Source organism: Pseudoalteromonas luteoviolacea, from assembly GCF_001750165.1.
Lineage (GTDB): Bacteria > Pseudomonadota > Gammaproteobacteria > Enterobacterales > Alteromonadaceae > Pseudoalteromonas > Pseudoalteromonas luteoviolacea_G.
The window spans coordinates 279,287-297,002 of sequence record NZ_CP015411.1 but is presented as its reverse complement, the minus strand read 5'-3'; the positions used below and the strand labels follow the sequence as shown (position 1 = coordinate 297,002).

Sequence of the window (17,716 nt, the reverse complement as noted above, 5' to 3'; positions counted from 1 at the left end):
TTTATTACGTTAGCGCTGTCCCAATAAAAAGAATACGTCATGTTTGAAAACTTATCTCTTCGTAAAAAAATTCTCATACTGATCGGTGGCACTATTTCGGTGTTATTGATGCTGGCTTCCACTTATTTTGTTAATCATATCGCAACAATTTCACGTCAAGGTATTGAGCGTGAAGCACAGAGTTATATTTACTCTGAGAAATTATCCATGGAGTCATTTTTTGCTCAGTACGGCAGGGTTGTAGAAACCTTTGTCACCAACCCTCATAACGTCAATTGGTTTGATAACTATTCAGTTAGGGAGCAAAGTCTGACTGGCGATAAAGGGTATGACGAAGTCAATGAAGACTTTCAGCGCATCAGTAAAAGCGATGAAAACATCTTATCCGCATTTATGGCATCTGCCCGCACTGGTGAGTATTTCAAAGAAAATGAGCGTACATCAAACTTTTCTGATGGACGCCCTTATTACGCGTACAAGCGGCCGTGGTGGCAAGACGCGCTAAATCACGGCAAGCTTTATGTTGGTGCTCTATCTGTTGATATTAATACAGGGGATGTCTCTGCGGTTGTGCAACAGCCGGTTTATAACAAGCAAGGTGAACTCGTCGCTGTTGGCGGCGTTGATTTACAAATCAATAAAATCAATGAGATGGTCGAAGACATTCAGTTTGATGGTGAGGGCTACGGCTTCCTGCTTGATAACGAGCTCAAAGTAGTACATTTATCAAAGCGCACTGGACACAACCTATCTACCACTGATGCTGGGCCTCGCGGTAAAGAAGGCTTATCGGGACTTGAGCAGCAATTTCAAGATACACAGGGGTTTACTGAGTTAACGCGCTTAATTGACCGCCAAGACGCTGGCAATGCCACGGTTACACTTCAAGGGCAAGACTATTATGTTGTCTTTAACAGCGTAAAATTGGATACACCGGTACTAGATTGGCATGTGGGTATCCTTGTTCCGGTAAGCTTAATTGACGAGCCAGTCAATGAAGCAGTAATGAGTACAGTGACTGCGGTCATCGTGATCCTATCTATTATTGTCGCTATGATTTTACTTGCTGCGCAAATGATCACGCGTCCAATCATTACTTTAACAGACACCATGCGCGACATAGCCTCTGGCGAAGGAGACTTAACTCGACGCATTAATATTCAGAGCAAAGATGAAGTTGGTCAACTGGCCATGTACATGAACACCTTCATCGATAAATTACGTGCCATGATGATCGATACCGCAGCACAAGCAGAGCAGCTTAGTGGCGCCTCAGCACAGCTACGTGACGTATCTAACAATACCAATGACGAGATACAGCAAGAAAAAGAGCAGGTTGATAGCGTCTCTGCAGCGGTGACGGAAATGGCGGCAACGGTAACTGAAATCTCTCGTAATGCACATGAAACTAATCGAGCTTCAGACTTAGTACAAAGCATGACCAACGATGGTGCCCACCGCTCTAGTCAAGCTCAAGAAGTGATGACAGAACTCGCGAGTCATATTGGCGAGGCTGCCAAAGTAGTTGCAGGCTTAGAGCAAGAAACCAGTAATATCGGTGCGGTCATTGATGTGATTAATGGTATTGCCGAGCAAACTAATTTGTTGGCTTTAAATGCTGCAATTGAAGCAGCCCGTGCTGGCGAACAAGGCCGAGGATTCGCCGTGGTTGCAGATGAAGTCAGAAGCCTAGCGAGCCGTACACAAGAATCGACAGATGATATACGCAACATGATCTCTCGCTTACAGCAAATTGCACAACAAGCCTCAACCATGATGCAACAAGGCCAAGAGCGAGCGCAAAGTTCAGTAGAACAAACTCAAGAAGTCCTAGATGCATTGCATAATATCACCGAGTCGGTTAACACTGTACAAGACCAAAGCCACCAAATCGCGACCTCAACAGAGGAGCAAACGGTAGTAGCTGAAGATATAAACAATAGCCTCAACTCGATTAATGACTTGGTGAATAGCACAGCAAACCACGCACACCTATTAGCAGACGAAGCAAGGGATCTGAACGACCTTGCCAAAGCACTTAATGCTACGGTTAATCAGTTTAAACTATAACCAAATAAGGTACGGTGCATAAATCGCACCGTACTTTCCATACTTAAATTTTTTTCATGTTGCTTCCCCTTAATTACGTTCAAATAACATACATAATTGGGAAATTATCCCGACAAAAACAATTAAACCCATTACTTTTCAGTAATTAATAAATTAAGAACGATTGTTGATCACAATCAAACAATTTCACCATCAAGCCTTTACTTGGGTATTTTTTTTCTTCAAATTAATAATAAAATCTTAGAAAACCAAGTATATTAATGACAAGCACGAATAGATTTTGTGCAATTTAACTCATAGCTCAATGTAGCTTGTAGGGTGTTATATGATAAAAAACTGGCGGCTAAGCCAACAATTAAACAGCGCGTTTGGCGTTATGATATTGATGATAATCGTATTATCCATCACCGCGTTTTGGAGTTTGAGTAGTGGGTATAACAACTTCGTTGAATATCGAACTACGGCCAGAGACAGTAATTTGGCAGGACGAATTCAAGCAAACTTGCTAGAGGTAAGATTACAAGCGATAAAGTATCTAAAGCATCAAAGTGATGCCAATATAGCTCAATTTGACCAGCGCTTTGAGCTTCTTGAAACCCTGCTCGATAAGGCACAATCTCAGTATACCAACTCCTCCCAACTAAACATCATCACCGATAGCCAAAAACAAATGGAAAAATATGAAGCCAGTTTTAGGCAGGTGATCAGCTTATACGAGCGTCGCCACCAAATCGTCAATGATACGCTCAACAAGTATGGGCCAGAGCTTGACGGAAAGCTGCGCATTATGATGGACAACGCTCAATCTATTGAGGAGGTGAATAAGATCAGCGCACTAAGAAGCCATTTACAGCAAGGGCGCTTATCCACAAACCAATTTTTAGTCGCCAATGCTGAGCGTGACTATCAATTGGCCAAAGATACATTGAGCACTTTAAATAGCCAAGCTACGCAGTTTTTGAGGACATCTCAAACCAACCAGTTTCAAGGGTTTATCACACCGCTTCAGGCATACCAAGCAGGTTTAGAAGAAGTCTACCAAGTGATCATAAAGCGTAATACAGAAATCACCCAAGTACTTGATAAGATAGGGCCTCACGTTGCCACTAAAGTTGAGGACATCAAACTCGATATCAAAGCTTCTCAAGATGAGCTTGGGCCGGTTGTGCAGGCAGCCAGTGCCAATGCCAAGTTTATTGTGATCACGCTTGCCATTCTGATCATCGTCTGTGGTGTCTTTTTCAGTTGGTTCATTAGCAAAATCATCAAACAACCGATAGGTGGCGAACCACGTGAAATTGAGGCAATGGCGAGAAAAATTGCAGCGGGCGATCTTACCGTTCGGTTTGAGCAGCACGAAAACAGTAGCGGGATTTATCAAGCGATGTCAGAAATGGTCTCAAACCTCAGAGCCTTTATTGAACAGATCCATCAATCTACTGACACACTCACTGCCACTGCACACAACATGAGTGCCATCACAACGCAAGCCATGCAAGGTGCAGAGCAGCAAATGGCACAGTTAGAAAATACCGATAGAGCGATGGATGAGATGGCACAAACGGTAGCCGACATAACCCAAAGCACGCAATCTGCAGCTGATACCGCCACAACCGCAGAGGAGTCCTCACAACACGGGTTGAATGCAGTTGCGCAAACCACCACGTCAATCACAACGCTGAAAGCCGATATTGACAACGTCAGCCAAACAATTTCGAAACTGGCTGAAGAAACGCAGTCTGTTGGTTCTATTTTAGATGTGATCCGTGGTATTGCCGACCAAACCAACTTGCTTGCACTCAATGCTGCAATTGAAGCCGCTAGAGCAGGTGAACAGGGTCGAGGTTTTGCCGTTGTTGCTGATGAAGTAAGAAGCCTTGCCAGTCGCACACAGCAGAGTACCGAAGAGATCCAAGCGATGATTTCACGCTTGCAACAAGAGGCGCAACGCTCTGTTGAGCTGATGGGCAGCAATGTTGAAAATGCAGAAACCACCGCAGATCAAATTCACCAAGCTGGAGAAACGTTGCAACAGGTATCTGACTCTGTCATCGCGATCCGGGATATGAGTATCCAAATTGCCAGCGCGACAGAACAACAAAATGCAGTAACACAGCAGGTTTCTCAAGGCGTTCGTGATGTCACAGGTACAGCGAAAGAAACTGCACAAGGCGCTGAAAAAGCATCAAATGACGCTACGTTATTGGCCTCTTTAGCCGACGATCTGTCTACTACTGCAAAACGTTATCAATTATAGCGAATAATGAAGCAGTGCAGCCTAGTTGCACTGCCTAATAAACGCCCTATTGCGTCAGATCAAACTCTGCTTTTTAGCTAACACCTATACTTGTATCGTATAATTTTATGTGAGTGCGATCGTGATTAAACTACCTCATTGGGAAGACTCCCTGATCCAGAAATACAATATTTCTGGCCCGAGATATACTTCTTACCCCACAGCTCTGTCATTAACCTCTGGGTATACACAAAGTGATTTAACCAACGCCATTGCCAGTTCTACTAATCGTGCATTGTCGCTGTATATTCATATCCCCTTTTGCCATCAGCTATGCTATTACTGTGGCTGTAATAAAATCATTACGCGTCATCAGTCTAAAGCCGATGTTTACCTTGACCATCTGCTTCAAGAAATTGCCGCACAAGCCCCTTTGTTTAAAGAATACCAAGTTGAACAGTTGCACTTAGGAGGCGGCACACCAACGTTTTTAACCCCTGAACAAATGACGCGGCTCATCGAAGCCCTTGAGCAACATTTTAACTTTACTCATACTGCACAGCGCGGTATTGAGATAGACCCACGCTCTTTGGCTGATGGCATGCTGGAGTCGCTCAAAGTACTTGGCTTCAATCGCGTATCTTTTGGCGTGCAAGACTTTAATGACCAAGTACAGGCTGCGGTGAATCGCCCACAGCAACTAGATGAAGTACTCACGGTCTTACAAAAGGCAAGAGCTCTCGGGTTTAAGTCCATCAATATGGATATGATATACGGCTTGCCATACCAAACTCCCGAGACCTACCAAGCAACCATAAAGCAACTTATCGAGTTGGCGCCAGATCGGGTTTCGCTCTTCAATTACGCCCATTTACCAGACAGGTTTGCAGCCCAGCGCAAGCTCAAAGAACATGATATGCCCACGCCAGAACAAAAGTTGGCCATCTTTAAAGCGACACTTGAGCGCATGACACAGGCAGGATACCAATATATTGGTATGGATCACTTTGCAAAACAAGATGATGAGCTTGCAATTGCACAGCGCGAAGATCAACTACACAGGAACTTTCAAGGCTATACCACCCATGGTAACTGCGATTTATTAGGGTTAGGCGTGTCATCCATCTCTCAGATAGGCAATGCCATATTACAGAATGAAAAAGATCTTAAACCATACTATCAAGCAATATCTGAGCAAAAAAATGCCATCATCAAAGGCATATCTTTACATCAAGATGACCTCATACGTGCCGCCGTTATCAAGCAGCTAATTTGTCATTTCGACTTAGATAAAACAGCTATCAATGCCCAGTTTAACATCAATTTTGATGAATACTTTGCACAGGCATTGCAAGCTCTGGCGCCTTTGGAAACAGATGGCTTGGTGAACAATGACCAAAATACCATCACGGTCACAGCCAAAGGCACCTTGTTCATTCGAATCATTTGCATGTGCTTTGATGCTTATTTACAGCAACAAATCAAAAATACCCGCTTTTCACGCGTGATATAAAAAGACACGGCCTACAGTAACTGTGGGCCCCTTTTCCAATTCATAGCCTTGCGTTCAACCGAAAACGCTTGCCCTCACAGTCGCACTGTTTCACACTGACAAAAAGTGCAATACAAGGAAAAGTATGCTCAAACCTAAACACTATTTTGTGCTGTCTGTGATCTTTGCAATCATTGCAATTGCGCCAATTCTCTGTGCACTATTAGCACAAGGTTTATCCAACTCACTGACGTGTGTTGTCAATGAGCGGGGTGATACACCTTGCATACTTTTTAATTATGATATCACAATGATATTGGTGAGTTTTTATGTCAGTGGCTGGATAGCACTGCTCACGATCCCTATTGCTGGCGGGATGTCAGGCTGGTGTTATCTGCATTATCTCAAGTTAAGCTTAATACGCTAACACAAGCTCATTTAAGGTATTTATCCAGTGATTGCTTTAGCATCACTTCATTATTAGAAAGCTCGCCCGGACAAGGCCGACCTGAAGAGGAAGGCAGATCTGCTTGTGCCATCTCCATCGAATCATCAAATAAATAACACTTGCCTTTCCATTTCACCAAACGTCTATTTTGATTGCGATAAATCACTTCGCTTTCACCGGATAAAAACTGTGTGTGTGCTTTTGGCGTACGCATTCTTACTGCTGGCGCGCCAGCCTGTTTATCAAACTGACGGGAGCCAAAAAAAGCTTCTTGCTCTTTTTGCTGTAGCTGTTCAATACCTTTATAGGGGTTAACCTTAATCACTTTTACTTTATTAGCTGTAGCAGTATTTTGCTCATGATCTGGCTCAAGTACGGGTGGTTCTTGCACGCTCTTAGGCTGCGCGGATGTTTGCTCAGCAGTGACTTCTTCAGCTTGCTCAGGCTCGTTTATTTCCTCTTCAATAGGTGGTTTATCCACTGCTTCGACCACTTCAGCGTCAACTACCTCTTCTTCTATCGCTGATTGGTCCGGATCATCCATTGTAACCACATAAACTTTAAGCGATTTCTCATTTTTTACTACAGGCACTGTCGGGGCGACTAAAAATAACAACCCTCCAATAACACCATGTATAGTCAAAGAGCCCAACACAGCCACTCGCGTAGAGTGCATTACATAATCCTTTAATCTTTAATGTCATTTATGTTTGGAGGTTTATTTTCTTGAAAAGTTCAAAGCAATAGATTGAAACTAAGTGGGTATAAATTCAAGTCTTAAAAAGAAAAAACCCCGGCTAGAGCCGGGGTTTCTATAAGTCCACTTAATTAAAATTAAGCTTTCTTAGGACGTTCAATCACGTCAACTAGCGTCCAAGATTTTTTCTTAGAGATTGGCGCACATTCGCGAATAGTCACGACGTCACCTGCTAGTGCTGTGTTGTTCTCATCATGTGCATGCAACTTAGTTGTACGCTTGATGAATTTACCGTAGATCGGGTGCTTAACCTGACGCTCGATAGCAACAACGATTGACTTATCCATTTTGTCGCTAACTACACGACCTTGAAGAGTACGGATTTGATCGCTCATTATGCACCTGCCTTCTGGTTGATAACCGTTTTAACACGCGCAATACTGCGACGCACTTTTCTCAGCTCGTGAGTTTGAGCTAGCTGACCAGTGCTCGCTTGCATGCGCAGGTTGAACTGCTCACGAAGAAGCTCTAGAAGTTCAGCTTTAAGCTCTTCTACGCTTTTGTCTTTCAATTCGCTAGCTTTCATTACATTACCGTCCGAGTTACAAATGTTGTTTTGAAAGGTAATTTACGAGCAGCTAGGTCGAATGCTTCACGAGCAAGCTCTTCAGGAACACCTTCCATCTCATAAAGTACTTTGCCTGGCTGGATTTCAGCAACCCAGTACTCAACAGAGCCTTTACCTTTACCCATACGAACTTCAAGCGGTTTTTCTGTAATCGGCTTATCTGGGAACACACGGATCCAGATTTTACCCTGACGCTTTACGTGACGTGTCATAGCACGACGAGCTGCTTCGATTTGACGAGCAGTCATACGGCCACGGCCAGTCGCTTTCAAGCCGAAAGAACCGAAGCTAACTTTGTTACCGCTAGTAGCAAGACCACGGTTGCGGCCTTTGTGTACCTTGCGGAATTTTGTACGTTTTGGCTGTAACATTAGTCGCTACCTCTTACTTAGCACTTTTCTTAGCTTTCTTCGGTGCACGTTTAGCTGGCTTCTCTTGCTCTTGTTTCAGTGGAAGACCACCGATAACTTCGCCTTTGAAGATCCAAACTTTAACACCGATGATGCCGTAAGTAGTCAAAGCTTCTGAAGTAGCGTAATCGATATCAGCACGTAGAGTGTGTAGAGGTACACGACCTTCACGGTACCACTCTGAACGTGCGATTTCAGCGCCGCCTAAACGACCGCTAACTTCAACCTTGATACCTTTAGCACCTAGACGCATTGCATTTTGAACTGCGCGCTTCATAGCACGACGGAACATAACACGACGCTCTAGCTGTGAAGAGATACCGTCAGCAACCAATTGTGCATCTAGCTCAGGCTTACGTACTTCTGCAATGTTAATTTGTGCAGGTACACCAGCAAGCTTAGTTACAGCTTGGCGAAGCTTTTCAACGTCTTCACCTTTTTTACCGATAACAACACCAGGACGAGCTGTGTGAATTGTTACACGGATAGATTTAGCTGGACGCTCGATAACGATTTTAGACACAGAAGCGTTTTTCAATTCCTTAGTAAGGTATTGACGCACTTTGTGATCGCCAAAAAGCTGCTCAGAGAAATCTTTTGTATTCGCGTACCAAGTAGATACCCAAGGCTTTGAGATACCTAGGCGAATACCAGTAGGATGAACTTTTTGTCCCATTACTTATATCTCCTAGCTATCTGAAACCACAACAGTGATGTGGCTTGAACGCTTAAGGATGCGGTCTGCGCGTCCTTTAGCACGTGGCATAATACGTTTCATTGTAGGACCTTCGTCTACAAAAACTTTAGCCACTTTAAGCTCATCAATGTCAGCACCTTCGTTGTGCTCCGCGTTCGCGATAGCAGACTCAAGTACTTTTTTAACCAATACAGCCGCTTTCTTTGGGCTATACGCTAGGATTTCTAGCGCGCGATCAACCGGAAGTCCGCGGATCTGATCAGCAACTAGACGTGCTTTTTGCGCCGAACCAGAGGCGAATTTGTGTTTAGCTAATGCTTCCATCATACCCTCCGATTAACGCTTCTTAGCTTTCTTATCCGCAGCGTGACCGCGGTAAGTACGTGTAGGTGCAAATTCACCTAGTTTGTGACCGATCATTTCGTCTGTAACGAATACAGGTACGTGCTGACGACCATTATGGACAGCGATGGTCAATCCGATCATGTTAGGGATGATCATTGAACGACGGCTCCAAGTCTTTATAGGCTTCTTGTCACCGCTTTCCAACGCCTTCTCTACCTTCTTCAGCAAGTGTAGGTCAATGAATGGACCCTTCTTGAGAGAACGTGGCATGGCAATTCCTCAACTATTACTTAGTACGACGACGTACGATAAATTTATCAGTACGCTTGTTCTTACGTGTCTTAGCACCCTTAGTAGGCTTACCCCATGGAGACACAGGGTGACGACCACCAGATGTACGACCTTCACCACCACCGTGTGGGTGGTCAATCGGGTTCATGGCAACACCACGAACTGTAGGACGGATACCACGCCAACGATTAGCACCAGCTTTACCTAGTGAACGTAGCATGTGTTCAGCGTTACCTACTTCACCGATAGTTGCGCGGCAATCCGCTTCAACTTTACGCATTTCACCTGAACGTAGACGTAGAGTCACGTACTGGCCTTCACGCGCTAGGATCTGTACATATGCACCAGCAGAACGTGCAATCTGAGCACCTTTACCAGGCTTAAGCTCAACATTGTGTACTGTAGTACCTACTGGGATGTTACGCATTGGTAATGTGTTACCAGCTTTGATTGGTGCATCAACACCAGACTGGATTGCATCACCTGCTTTAACACCTTTAGGTGCGATGATGTAACGACGCTCACCGTCTGCATATAATACAAGAGCGATGTTTGCGCTACGGTTTGGATCATACTCTAGACGCTCAACAACAGCTGGAATGCCATCTTTAGTGCGTTTAAAGTCGATTACACGATAGTGATGCTTGTGACCACCACCGATGTGACGAACCGTGATACGACCGTTGTTGTTACGACCACCTGATTTAGAGTTCTTCTCTAGTAGCGGAGCGTATGGCTTACCCTTGTGTAGATCAGGGTTAACCACTTTAACGACGTGACGACGACCCGCAGAAGTTGGTTTACACTTTTGAAGTGCCATAATTCTAACTCCCCTTATTACTCGGCGCCGCCGACAAAGTCTAGCTCGCTGCCTTCTTTAAGAGTAACGTAGGCTTTCTTCCAGTCTGAACGACGGCCGAAACGCATGCCTGTACGCTTTGTTTTACCCTTAACATTTAGAGTGCGAACACCAGTTACTTCTACTTCAAAAAGCTTTTCAACAGCTGCTTTAACTTCAGCTTTGTTTGCATCTTTTGCTACTTTGAACACAATAGTGTTGTTCGCTTCAGCAGAGATTGTGCTTTTCTCAGAGATGTGTGGAGCAAGAATTACTTTTAAAAGACGTTCTTCACTGATCATGCTAATGACTCCTCAAGTTGCTTCACAGCACCTGCAGTAATTAGAACCTTATCGAAAGCGATTAGGCTTACTGGGTCGATGCCAGCTACGTCACGAGTATCAACCTTGTACAGGTTACGCGATGAAAGGAATAGATTCTCATCTACTTCTTCAGTCACAATTAATACGTCTTTTAGCTCAAGCTCTTTAAGCTTAGCTACTAGTTCTTTAGTCTTAGGTGCTTCTAAACCGAAGTTTTCAACAACAATAAGACGCTCTTGACGAACTAGTTCAGATAAGATGCTCTTGATCGCACCGCGATACATCTTACGGTTAACTTTTTGGCTGTGATCTTGCGGCTTAGCTGCAAAGCTCACACCACCGCTGCGCCAGATTGGGCTGCGGATTGTACCAGCACGTGCACGGCCAGTACCTTTTTGGCGGAATGGTTTCTTACCACCACCACGTACTTCAGAACGCGTCTTCTGAGCTTTAGTACCTTGACGAGCACCTGCTGCGTAAGCAACAACTACTTGGTGTACTAATGCTTCGTTAAACTCACGTCCAAAAGTAGCTTCGGAAACTTCAAGCGCACCAGCGCCTTTAATTGCTAATTCCATCACTAAATCTCCAGGACTTATGCTTTAACAGCAGGTTTAACGATAACGTCGCCGCCGATAGCGCCAGGTACTGCACCTTTAACTAAAAGCAGGTTACGCTCAGCGTCAACACGAACTAGTTCAAGGTTCTGTGTCGTAGAACGAACATTACCCATTTGACCGGCCATTTTCTTACCTTTGAAAACTTTACCAGGAGACTGGTTTTGACCGATTGAACCAGGAGCACGGTGAGATAGAGAGTTACCGTGTGTAGCGTCTTGCATGCTGAAGTTCCAGCGCTTAACACCACCTTGGAAACCTTTACCTTTTGAAGTACCAGTAACGTCTACTTTTTTCACTTCAGTGAAAAGTTCAACAGTTAGTTCTGAACCTACTTCAAACTCACCTTCTCCGCCGTTAAGACGGAATTCCCACAGGCCACGACCCGCTTCAACGCCAGCTTTTGCGAAGTGACCCGCTGCTGGTTTGTTTACACGGCTTGCTTTTTTCTCGCCTGCAGTAACTTGAAGCGCGTTATAACCGTCTGTAGCGTCAGATTTGATCTGAGTTACACGGTTAGGAGTCGCTTCGATAACTGTCACAGGGATAGATACACCATCTTCAGTGAAGATACGTGTCATACCCACTTTACGACCGACTAGACCTAATGCCATTTTCCTAAAACCTCTCTAATCTTTCGATTAACCCAGGCTGATTTGAACATCAACACCAGCAGCAAGGTCTAGGCGCATTAGAGCGTCTACAGTCTTGTCAGTTGGTTCTACGATGTCGATCAGACGTTTATGGGTGCGGATTTCATACTGATCACGCGCGTCTTTGTTTACGTGCGGAGAGATCAATACAGTGAAACGCTCAAAACGTGTAGGTAGTGGGATTGGACCACGTACCTGAGCACCAGTGCGCTTCGCAGTTTCCACGATTTCCGCCGTTGATTGGTCAATCAAACGGTGGTCAAAAGCTTTTAGGCGAATACGAATGCGTTGATTTGACATTCTTAAACCTCAATTAAAAGAGCATTTAAAAAGAGCATAAAAAAACCGCCGAAACTATCTTAAAATACCTAAGAAGTCGGTTGTTCTTTTATTTCTACCATCGAACTCCAAATCGGAGTTCCTGTTTAATAGTCTGAAATCCAGACTTTCATTTATACTTTCAACGGCCAGAAGCCGAGAAAGTTCGCACATTATAATGATACTGGTGATAAATGCAACAATTAAATACAATAAATTTGTCGCATTGCGATATCTGGTTTTTTCGCCAAACTCAGCACTATAACGACACCTAGACCAAGCCCCTAATTAAAGTTCACTCAAAGGCTAACGTCCTAATAAATAACTGTGTTTAAACCGGCCTTGGCTATACTAAAACAACGTGTAGCGTGCTTTGGTTTCATATTGGTGGCACCTCAAACATCATAACTTGGCTGTAGGCGACACCACGCAAGGACTCACTGGACCATGGTCAGTCCAGTGAATCCTTGATATTCTATTACAAAAATTATTATTTGGTACTGTATATGCGCTTCATATCCCAAAGTCTCAACGCGCTAGCGCGCTGGACTAATTGGCTTTTAGTTAAAAGTAAACTGTTGCCAGAAAACCCTATCGAGCAATTTGGGCTTGATCCAAACCTGCCAACTTTTTATGTGACGAGATTAAACTCCCACTCTGATCTTGCAGCCATATATCGCATGTGCCAACAGCTTGGCCTACCAAGCCCGATGCAATCGCAAAAAATAGGCAATACCGAGGTTCCGCGTTTTATTGCTATGCAAAACCCAACCCCATTATTTGCTAAGTCAGCCAAACCGAGTAACGCACTGCAACTGAGCAAAGATATATTTCACGCGCTTAAAGTCAATCCTGAAAGCAAAGCACAAATACTGCCGGTCTCCGTATTTTGGGGTCGAGATCCGGGTAAAGAAAAGCCTGGGCTTGGGACACTATTGAGTCACTCATTGACTCCAAGTTGGCTTCGCAAGGGCTTAGTCATCTTGTTTTCAGGTCGTGATAGCCTTGTGCGCTTTTCCGCCCCCATTGCCGTTGAGCAATTGATGAATGACAAAGCCGATGTCGAAGAGTTACCACAAAAGTTGCTGCGGGTAGCTCGAGTGCATTTTCGTCGTCAGCAACTTGCCGCAACAGGGCCTAAACTGCCATCCAGAGAAGCCCTATTTAACTCTATTCTCGCTGCGCCTAATATCAAAAAAGCCATCGCTGAAGAAGCTAAGGCAAAAGGCTTGAGTCATCATGAAGCAAGGCTCAACGCTCAAGAGTTACTGGATGAGATAGCCGCAAATTACTCTGATGCCATGGTACGTGTGGCGGATCGCGTACTGACTTGGCTCTGGAACAAGTTATATAACGGCATTGAAGTCAAAAATGCCGATGAAGTCAGGTCGCTGGCAGACAAGGGACATGAAATCATTTACGTACCTTGTCATCGCTCTCATATGGATTACTTATTACTGACCTATGTCATTTACCATCAAGGCTTAGTACCGCCGCATATTGCTGCGGGTGTCAATCTAAACTTTTTCCCTGCAGGTGGTATTTTCCGCCGCTCGGGCGCGTTTTTTATTCGCCGCTCATTTGCTGGTAATAAGCTCTATTCTGCGGTTTTCAAAGAATATCTAAGCCAGCTATTTATCAAAGGCTACTCTGTTAAGTTTTACACAGAAGGCGGCCGCAGCCGCACAGGTCGATTATTACCACCCAAAACCGGCATGTTGGCCATGACCATGCAATCAATGCTAAGAGGTATAGACAGACCAATTTCAATTGTGCCTGTTTATATCGGTTATGAACATGTGATGGAGATAAATACCTATCTCAAAGAGCTTGCTGGTAACAACAAGAAAAATGAGTCTGTATTGGGTGTATTCAAAGCCATTAAGAACCTACGTAACTACGGACGAGGTTATTTAAACTTTGGCCAACCCATAAACCTCAATCAGTACTTAAATGAACACCAGCCTGACTGGCGCCAAGCTATCACAGCTGAAGACGCACCAAAACCACAATGGCTTAACAATCAAGTCGCCAATGTCGCCGACCAAATCATGACGAACATCAACGCCAGTGCCGCTTTGAATGTTATTAATGTGCTTGCGACCATCCTGCTCAGTAATGAGCAATTTGCACTGAGCAAACAAAAGCTTCTGGAGCAACTGCGCTTTTATTTAGCACTGCAAAAGCACGCTAAGTACAATGCACATATTACTCAGCCTGATGAAGATGCAGAAGCTCTGTTGGCCCATGCACTTAAACTCGATAAATTTGAAGTACTACAAGATGGGTTAGGTGACATCATCACCATCAAAGAGAAAGAACGTACACTATTCAACTATTACCGTAATAATATTTTACACCTGTTTGCTGTCCCTAGTGTCCTCGCACAAATGCTATTCAATCGTTACAGTATGACGGTCGAGGAGTGTGAGCAAAAACTCGCAAGACTTTATCCATTGTTTGCCAAAGAGTGGTTTTTAACTCCGATGCCGAATGGCTATATTCAAGAGATTTTAACAAGCTTCGCACAGCATGAATTAATCACTTTTGATGGCAATAAGGCAGTTGCGAGTAAAGACAATCGCGCCCTTGCCAAGCTCGAAATGCTTGGCAAAGTATGTCACTTAACACTTGAGCGCTATGCAATAACCAGCAGTCTAGTGATCAATAATCAAGGGATTAAACGACCAGATTTGGAGAAAGAAAGCGACATTTTGGCCAATCGTTTAGGCACCCTTCACGGTATCAAGAGTCCTGAATTTTTTGACAAAAAAGTACTGAGTAACTTCATCAACGCATTACGTGAACAAGGCTTTATCAGTATTTCAGAGCAGCAGACCATCAATGCTGAATCTGAGCTCGAAGAGTTGCAAGCATTTTTGACTGAGTTGCTGCCAGCGCGTATCTGGCAATCAATCAACGATACTGTTTAGATTCGTAACCGATGCGCCAAACTAACGTTGGCGCATCACTCCTTCTTGTATCGTGGATGCCACTAGCTCACCCTGACGATTAAAAAATTGGCCGCGTACCAGACCACGACCATTGCTCGCACTTGGACTATCAACGCTGTACAGCATCCAATCGTCTAACCTAAATGGACGGTGAAACCACATTGCATGATCAATCGTTGCAACCTGCATATTTGGCTGCATAAAAGACAAACCATGGGGCTGTAAAGCGGTTGGTAAAAACTCAAAGTCAGACGCATAAGCCAGTAAGTAATTATGGATACGCCTTTCCTCTGGCATGGTGCCATTTGCTTTAAACCAAACATGGCGTTTAGCTGCCGCCTTTTGTGGTTGAAATGGGTTTTGGAAATTTACTGGACGCATATCCAAAGGCATCTCTTGAGTAAACTTAGGTCTTAGCGCCTTTGGGATCAACTCCGCATTATCTTGGTAAAACTGCAACGCAGATTTCAGTGTTTCTGGCTCTGGTACCGTTGGCATTTCAGACTGATGGGATAAACCTGGTTCATCACCTTGAAATGACGCCGTCATATAAAAAATCGGTTTCCCGTATTGGATTGCACTCACACGCCTTGTGCTGAAGCTACGTCCATCACGAATATTTTCAACATCATATACAATGGGTTTACTGGCATCGCCTGGGCGCAAGAAATAAGAATGCAGAGAGTTCACATAACGGCCCTCAGGCAGCGTGTATTTTGCCGCAGAAAGCGCTTGTCCCATTACCTGTCCACCAAAAACTTGTGGAAACCCTAAATCCTGACTTTGCCCGCGATAGATCCCCTGCTCAATTTCTTCCAAACTCAATAAATCAAGTAAATCCTGTAAAACCTGACTCATTAGCTACCTCACCATTGTAGTTACTGCGATTAGTGATAATAATACACTAATCTACCTTTAATTGAGCACTTATAATGGCTTATTGGTTATTCAAAACTGAACCTGATGCATACTCTCTCGAGGATTTAAAGAACGCGCCACAGCAAAGCACATTTTGGGAAGGGATCCGTAACTATCAAGCGCGCAACTTTATGCGCGACCAGATGCAAGTGGGCGATGAAGTCTTTATTTATCACTCAAGCTGTAAAGTACCAGCCGTTGTTGGCATCGCAAAAGTCACAAAAGGAGCGCAAACAGATCCTTACCAATTTGATGCCAGCAGTGATTATTACGACCCAAAATCAACCCCTGAGAATCCAAGGTGGATAGGCGTGACAGTCCAATATGTCGAACAATTGCCTTCTCAAGTGACCCTAAAAGCCATCAAAGCGGATGATGCGATCTGCGAACTGGCACTCAAAAAAGCCGGCAGGCTCTCCATTATGCCAGTCAATGAAACTGAATGGCTACACATCATCGCGATGTCAAAAAGGTAAGTTAACTATGCTTCTTGCGGCGAGTTTTCACTCGCCCAGTTTTTGGGATCATGGTAATGTACAGTAGTAATGCAACCCATGAAAAGAGCAAGGTGCCAATGAGCCAGCCGTTTTTTTCATGTCCTTTAGAACGCTTGCTACCAGCCACCATGGCAATAGGTGTCAAATAAAGACAAACGCCCCCAACCATTAACAGCAACTCATTCATAACTGCTCCCAAGCCACCTCTTTTTCTAATACTCGCTGTGGTGCAATGTAATGAATAAAATCACCGCCTTTTAATCTATAAGTTAATGGCGGATTCAAATCCATATCCTGACCACTTCGATCATGAGCGACCCCCAGTAAAGTGGCATTATGATGCTCTTTAAAAAACAGAAACAACTGGCCAAACTCGCATGCAGGTATAGACGTTGGAAGTTGCAAACTGAATTGGGTATCCCCCCGCAGTGTCGATAGCAATTCTTCTTGTATACGACTAGATCCAGGGTCCTGCATAGAACGCACCAATATTTCTGCAGACATGGCGGTTGAACACTCAACATTTGCACAATGTACACGCAGTAATTGCGCTTTGGTTTCATCAATGAAATGCGCACTAATGTGCGCCGCACTTTTTACCATCGGGCTCAATTTAAGCGCTGTTGTGAATGTATGATCATCGTCTTTACCATCCACAATGATTTTATCAGCCTCATCAATTGCAGTACGAGACAATTCAGCGTCATCTGTGAAGCTGGCTAAACGTACAAAATCTACTTGTGGATAACGTAACAATGGATGCTCCATCTCCTCTTGCACAGCAAGAATGATCCGCCGCTCAATACGTTTGTTATCAGCAAGAATAAATTCAATCATTTTTTCAGTTCTCGTTGAATGCCAACCGAAAATAATGATGTGGTCATGTAGATGTGAGAAGTCTTTATCGCCTTTCATCGCTTTCTTTACCCATAGTGTAATTTCTTGTCCAACTTTCCCTAATAAAACTCCAAAGAGCGCTAATCCAAATGGAATTTGTACCAATGCAACAGTCCACCGCCCAAACTCAGACGATGCGCTTAAGTCACCATATCCAACAGTCGATGTGGTCACGACATAGTAATAAACGAATGTACTAAAAGGTAACAGTGCCTGCTCTCGTGCCAGCCATAACAGCCCCCATGTCAATAACATGTGACTGATTGTCGCCAAGACTAAGACTTGCCAACTGGCTCGATTGATGTGGCTTTGGATTTGTAACAGCATGCGCTTCATGACGATAGGCATTGATTATCCTGATGTTTTATTTTTATCCCTATATAACAT

General features: G+C 44.1%; 21 protein-coding genes. 6 read left to right on the top strand and 15 right to left on the bottom strand.

The window, feature by feature from the left end:
* The first annotated feature begins 39 nt into the window (after positions 1-39).
* From S4054249_RS01245 to S4054249_RS01230, 4 genes are all read left to right on the top strand, one after another.
* Positions 40-2,070 carry a methyl-accepting chemotaxis protein gene (locus tag S4054249_RS01245; RefSeq protein ID WP_046358400.1) on the top strand — a complete coding sequence of 677 codons (2,031 nt, stop codon included), beginning with the start codon at positions 40-42 and terminating at the stop codon, positions 2,068-2,070.
* 325 nt (positions 2,071-2,395) lie between these two features.
* Positions 2,396-4,327: a HAMP domain-containing methyl-accepting chemotaxis protein gene (locus tag S4054249_RS01240; protein WP_046358401.1), complete on the top strand. Its 1,932-nt coding sequence runs from the start codon at positions 2,396-2,398 to the stop codon at positions 4,325-4,327.
* A gap of 121 nt (positions 4,328-4,448) precedes the next feature.
* Positions 4,449-5,819 carry an oxygen-independent coproporphyrinogen III oxidase gene (gene hemN / locus S4054249_RS01235; RefSeq protein WP_046358402.1) on the top strand — a complete coding sequence of 457 codons (1,371 nt, stop codon included), beginning with the start codon at positions 4,449-4,451 and terminating at the stop codon, positions 5,817-5,819.
* A 124-nt stretch (positions 5,820-5,943) separates the two neighbouring features.
* A complete protein-coding gene (locus tag S4054249_RS01230; RefSeq protein WP_046358403.1) occupies positions 5,944-6,225 on the top strand; it encodes a hypothetical protein in 282 nt (93 codons plus the stop codon).
* Between the two features lie 7 nt (positions 6,226-6,232).
* Here S4054249_RS01230 and S4054249_RS01225 read toward each other — a convergent pair whose 3' ends face one another.
* The 12 genes from S4054249_RS01225 to rpsJ all read right to left on the bottom strand — a co-directional run bounded on the left by S4054249_RS01225 (position 6,233) and on the right by rpsJ (position 12,045).
* Positions 6,233-6,922: a hypothetical protein gene (locus S4054249_RS01225; protein WP_046358404.1), complete on the bottom strand. Its 690-nt coding sequence runs from the start codon at positions 6,920-6,922 to the stop codon at positions 6,233-6,235.
* 158 nt (positions 6,923-7,080) lie between these two features.
* Positions 7,081-7,338, bottom strand: a complete 258-nt coding sequence (rpsQ, locus tag S4054249_RS01220) for a 30S ribosomal protein S17 (protein WP_046358405.1) — start codon at positions 7,336-7,338, stop codon at positions 7,081-7,083.
* Positions 7,338-7,529: a 50S ribosomal protein L29 gene (gene rpmC, locus S4054249_RS01215; protein ID WP_046358406.1), complete on the bottom strand. Its 192-nt coding sequence runs from the start codon at positions 7,527-7,529 to the stop codon at positions 7,338-7,340. The genes rpsQ and rpmC overlap by 1 nt, the downstream gene beginning before the upstream one ends.
* On the bottom strand, positions 7,529-7,942 hold the full coding sequence (gene rplP / locus S4054249_RS01210; protein ID WP_046358407.1) for a 50S ribosomal protein L16: 414 nt from the start codon (positions 7,940-7,942) through the stop codon (positions 7,529-7,531). Before rplP ends, rpmC begins: the two co-directional genes overlap by 1 nt.
* A gap of 13 nt (positions 7,943-7,955) precedes the next feature.
* Entirely contained in the window at positions 7,956-8,657 is a 702-nt protein-coding gene (rpsC, locus tag S4054249_RS01205) for a 30S ribosomal protein S3 (RefSeq protein ID WP_023398455.1), read from the bottom strand.
* A 12-nt stretch (positions 8,658-8,669) separates the two neighbouring features.
* Positions 8,670-9,002 carry a 50S ribosomal protein L22 gene (gene rplV / locus S4054249_RS01200; protein WP_010386167.1) on the bottom strand — a complete coding sequence of 111 codons (333 nt, stop codon included), beginning with the start codon at positions 9,000-9,002 and terminating at the stop codon, positions 8,670-8,672.
* Positions 9,003-9,014: 12 nt separating this feature from the next.
* Positions 9,015-9,293: a 30S ribosomal protein S19 gene (rpsS, locus tag S4054249_RS01195; protein ID WP_010367084.1), complete on the bottom strand. Its 279-nt coding sequence runs from the start codon at positions 9,291-9,293 to the stop codon at positions 9,015-9,017.
* Positions 9,294-9,309: 16 nt separating this feature from the next.
* On the bottom strand, positions 9,310-10,134 hold the full coding sequence (rplB, locus tag S4054249_RS01190) for a 50S ribosomal protein L2 (RefSeq protein ID WP_023398456.1): 825 nt from the start codon (positions 10,132-10,134) through the stop codon (positions 9,310-9,312).
* A 17-nt stretch (positions 10,135-10,151) separates the two neighbouring features.
* A complete protein-coding gene (gene rplW, locus S4054249_RS01185) occupies positions 10,152-10,454 on the bottom strand; it encodes a 50S ribosomal protein L23 (RefSeq protein WP_023398457.1) in 303 nt (100 codons plus the stop codon).
* Positions 10,451-11,053, bottom strand: coding sequence for a 50S ribosomal protein L4 (rplD, locus tag S4054249_RS01180; protein ID WP_039607537.1), 603 nt, complete (start codon positions 11,051-11,053; stop codon positions 10,451-10,453). The genes rplW and rplD overlap by 4 nt, the downstream gene beginning before the upstream one ends.
* Positions 11,054-11,070: 17 nt before the next feature.
* On the bottom strand, positions 11,071-11,706 hold the full coding sequence (gene rplC, locus S4054249_RS01175; RefSeq protein ID WP_010376387.1) for a 50S ribosomal protein L3: 636 nt from the start codon (positions 11,704-11,706) through the stop codon (positions 11,071-11,073).
* 27 nt (positions 11,707-11,733) lie between these two features.
* Positions 11,734-12,045 (bottom strand): 30S ribosomal protein S10, encoded by a 312-nt coding sequence (rpsJ, locus tag S4054249_RS01170; RefSeq protein ID WP_005495349.1) that lies wholly within the window; start codon positions 12,043-12,045, stop codon positions 11,734-11,736.
* A 524-nt stretch (positions 12,046-12,569) separates the two neighbouring features.
* Here rpsJ and plsB point away from each other — a divergent pair.
* Positions 12,570-14,996 carry a glycerol-3-phosphate 1-O-acyltransferase PlsB gene (gene plsB, locus S4054249_RS01165; RefSeq protein WP_046358408.1) on the top strand — a complete coding sequence of 809 codons (2,427 nt, stop codon included), beginning with the start codon at positions 12,570-12,572 and terminating at the stop codon, positions 14,994-14,996.
* 21 nt (positions 14,997-15,017) lie between these two features.
* Here the strand turns inward: plsB and tesB are convergent, their stop codons facing one another.
* Entirely contained in the window at positions 15,018-15,875 is an 858-nt protein-coding gene (gene tesB, locus S4054249_RS01160; RefSeq protein WP_046358409.1) for an acyl-CoA thioesterase II, read from the bottom strand.
* A 74-nt stretch (positions 15,876-15,949) separates the two neighbouring features.
* On the opposite strand from tesB, the gene S4054249_RS01155 reads away from it, so the two are divergent.
* On the top strand, positions 15,950-16,411 hold the full coding sequence (locus tag S4054249_RS01155) for an EVE domain-containing protein (protein ID WP_046358410.1): 462 nt from the start codon (positions 15,950-15,952) through the stop codon (positions 16,409-16,411).
* 1 nt (position 16,412) lies between these two features.
* On the opposite strand, the gene S4054249_RS01150 is transcribed toward S4054249_RS01155, so the two are convergent.
* Both S4054249_RS01150 and S4054249_RS01145 read right to left on the bottom strand, forming a co-directional pair.
* A complete protein-coding gene (locus S4054249_RS01150; protein WP_230851777.1) occupies positions 16,413-16,619 on the bottom strand; it encodes a hypothetical protein in 207 nt (68 codons plus the stop codon).
* Positions 16,616-17,677 carry a potassium channel family protein gene (locus S4054249_RS01145; protein ID WP_046358411.1) on the bottom strand — a complete coding sequence of 354 codons (1,062 nt, stop codon included), beginning with the start codon at positions 17,675-17,677 and terminating at the stop codon, positions 16,616-16,618. Before S4054249_RS01145 ends, S4054249_RS01150 begins: the two co-directional genes overlap by 4 nt.
* Between the last annotated feature and the right edge of the window lie 39 nt (positions 17,678-17,716).

Excerpts from the sequence above, each read along its gene's own strand:
- S4054249_RS01245 (WP_046358400.1), top strand. The coding sequence starts at position 40 with ATGTTTGAAAACTTATCTCTTCGTAAAAAAATTCTCATACTGATCGGT.
- S4054249_RS01240 (WP_046358401.1), top strand. The coding sequence starts at position 2,396 with ATGATAAAAAACTGGCGGCTAAGCCAACAATTAAACAGCGCGTTTGGC.
- S4054249_RS01230 (WP_046358403.1), top strand. The coding sequence starts at position 5,944 with ATGCTCAAACCTAAACACTATTTTGTGCTGTCTGTGATCTTTGCAATC.
- S4054249_RS01225 (WP_046358404.1), bottom strand. The coding sequence starts at position 6,922 with ATGCACTCTACGCGAGTGGCTGTGTTGGGCTCTTTGACTATACATGGT.
- rpsQ (WP_046358405.1), bottom strand. The coding sequence starts at position 7,338 with ATGAGCGATCAAATCCGTACTCTTCAAGGTCGTGTAGTTAGCGACAAA.
- rpmC (WP_046358406.1), bottom strand. The coding sequence starts at position 7,529 with ATGAAAGCTAGCGAATTGAAAGACAAAAGCGTAGAAGAGCTTAAAGCT.
- rplP (WP_046358407.1), bottom strand. The coding sequence starts at position 7,942 with ATGTTACAGCCAAAACGTACAAAATTCCGCAAGGTACACAAAGGCCGC.
- rpsC (WP_023398455.1), bottom strand. The coding sequence starts at position 8,657 with ATGGGACAAAAAGTTCATCCTACTGGTATTCGCCTAGGTATCTCAAAG.
- rplV (WP_010386167.1), bottom strand. The coding sequence starts at position 9,002 with ATGGAAGCATTAGCTAAACACAAATTCGCCTCTGGTTCGGCGCAAAAA.
- rpsS (WP_010367084.1), bottom strand. The coding sequence starts at position 9,293 with ATGCCACGTTCTCTCAAGAAGGGTCCATTCATTGACCTACACTTGCTG.
- rplB (WP_023398456.1), bottom strand. The coding sequence starts at position 10,134 with ATGGCACTTCAAAAGTGTAAACCAACTTCTGCGGGTCGTCGTCACGTC.
- rplW (WP_023398457.1), bottom strand. The coding sequence starts at position 10,454 with ATGATCAGTGAAGAACGTCTTTTAAAAGTAATTCTTGCTCCACACATC.
- rplD (WP_039607537.1), bottom strand. The coding sequence starts at position 11,053 with ATGGAATTAGCAATTAAAGGCGCTGGTGCGCTTGAAGTTTCCGAAGCT.
- rplC (WP_010376387.1), bottom strand. The coding sequence starts at position 11,706 with ATGGCATTAGGTCTAGTCGGTCGTAAAGTGGGTATGACACGTATCTTC.
- rpsJ (WP_005495349.1), bottom strand. The coding sequence starts at position 12,045 with ATGTCAAATCAACGCATTCGTATTCGCCTAAAAGCTTTTGACCACCGT.
- plsB (WP_046358408.1), top strand. The coding sequence starts at position 12,570 with ATGCGCTTCATATCCCAAAGTCTCAACGCGCTAGCGCGCTGGACTAAT.
- tesB (WP_046358409.1), bottom strand. The coding sequence starts at position 15,875 with ATGAGTCAGGTTTTACAGGATTTACTTGATTTATTGAGTTTGGAAGAA.
- S4054249_RS01155 (WP_046358410.1), top strand. The coding sequence starts at position 15,950 with ATGGCTTATTGGTTATTCAAAACTGAACCTGATGCATACTCTCTCGAG.
- S4054249_RS01150 (WP_230851777.1), bottom strand. The coding sequence starts at position 16,619 with ATGAATGAGTTGCTGTTAATGGTTGGGGGCGTTTGTCTTTATTTGACA.
- S4054249_RS01145 (WP_046358411.1), bottom strand. The coding sequence starts at position 17,677 with ATGCCTATCGTCATGAAGCGCATGCTGTTACAAATCCAAAGCCACATC.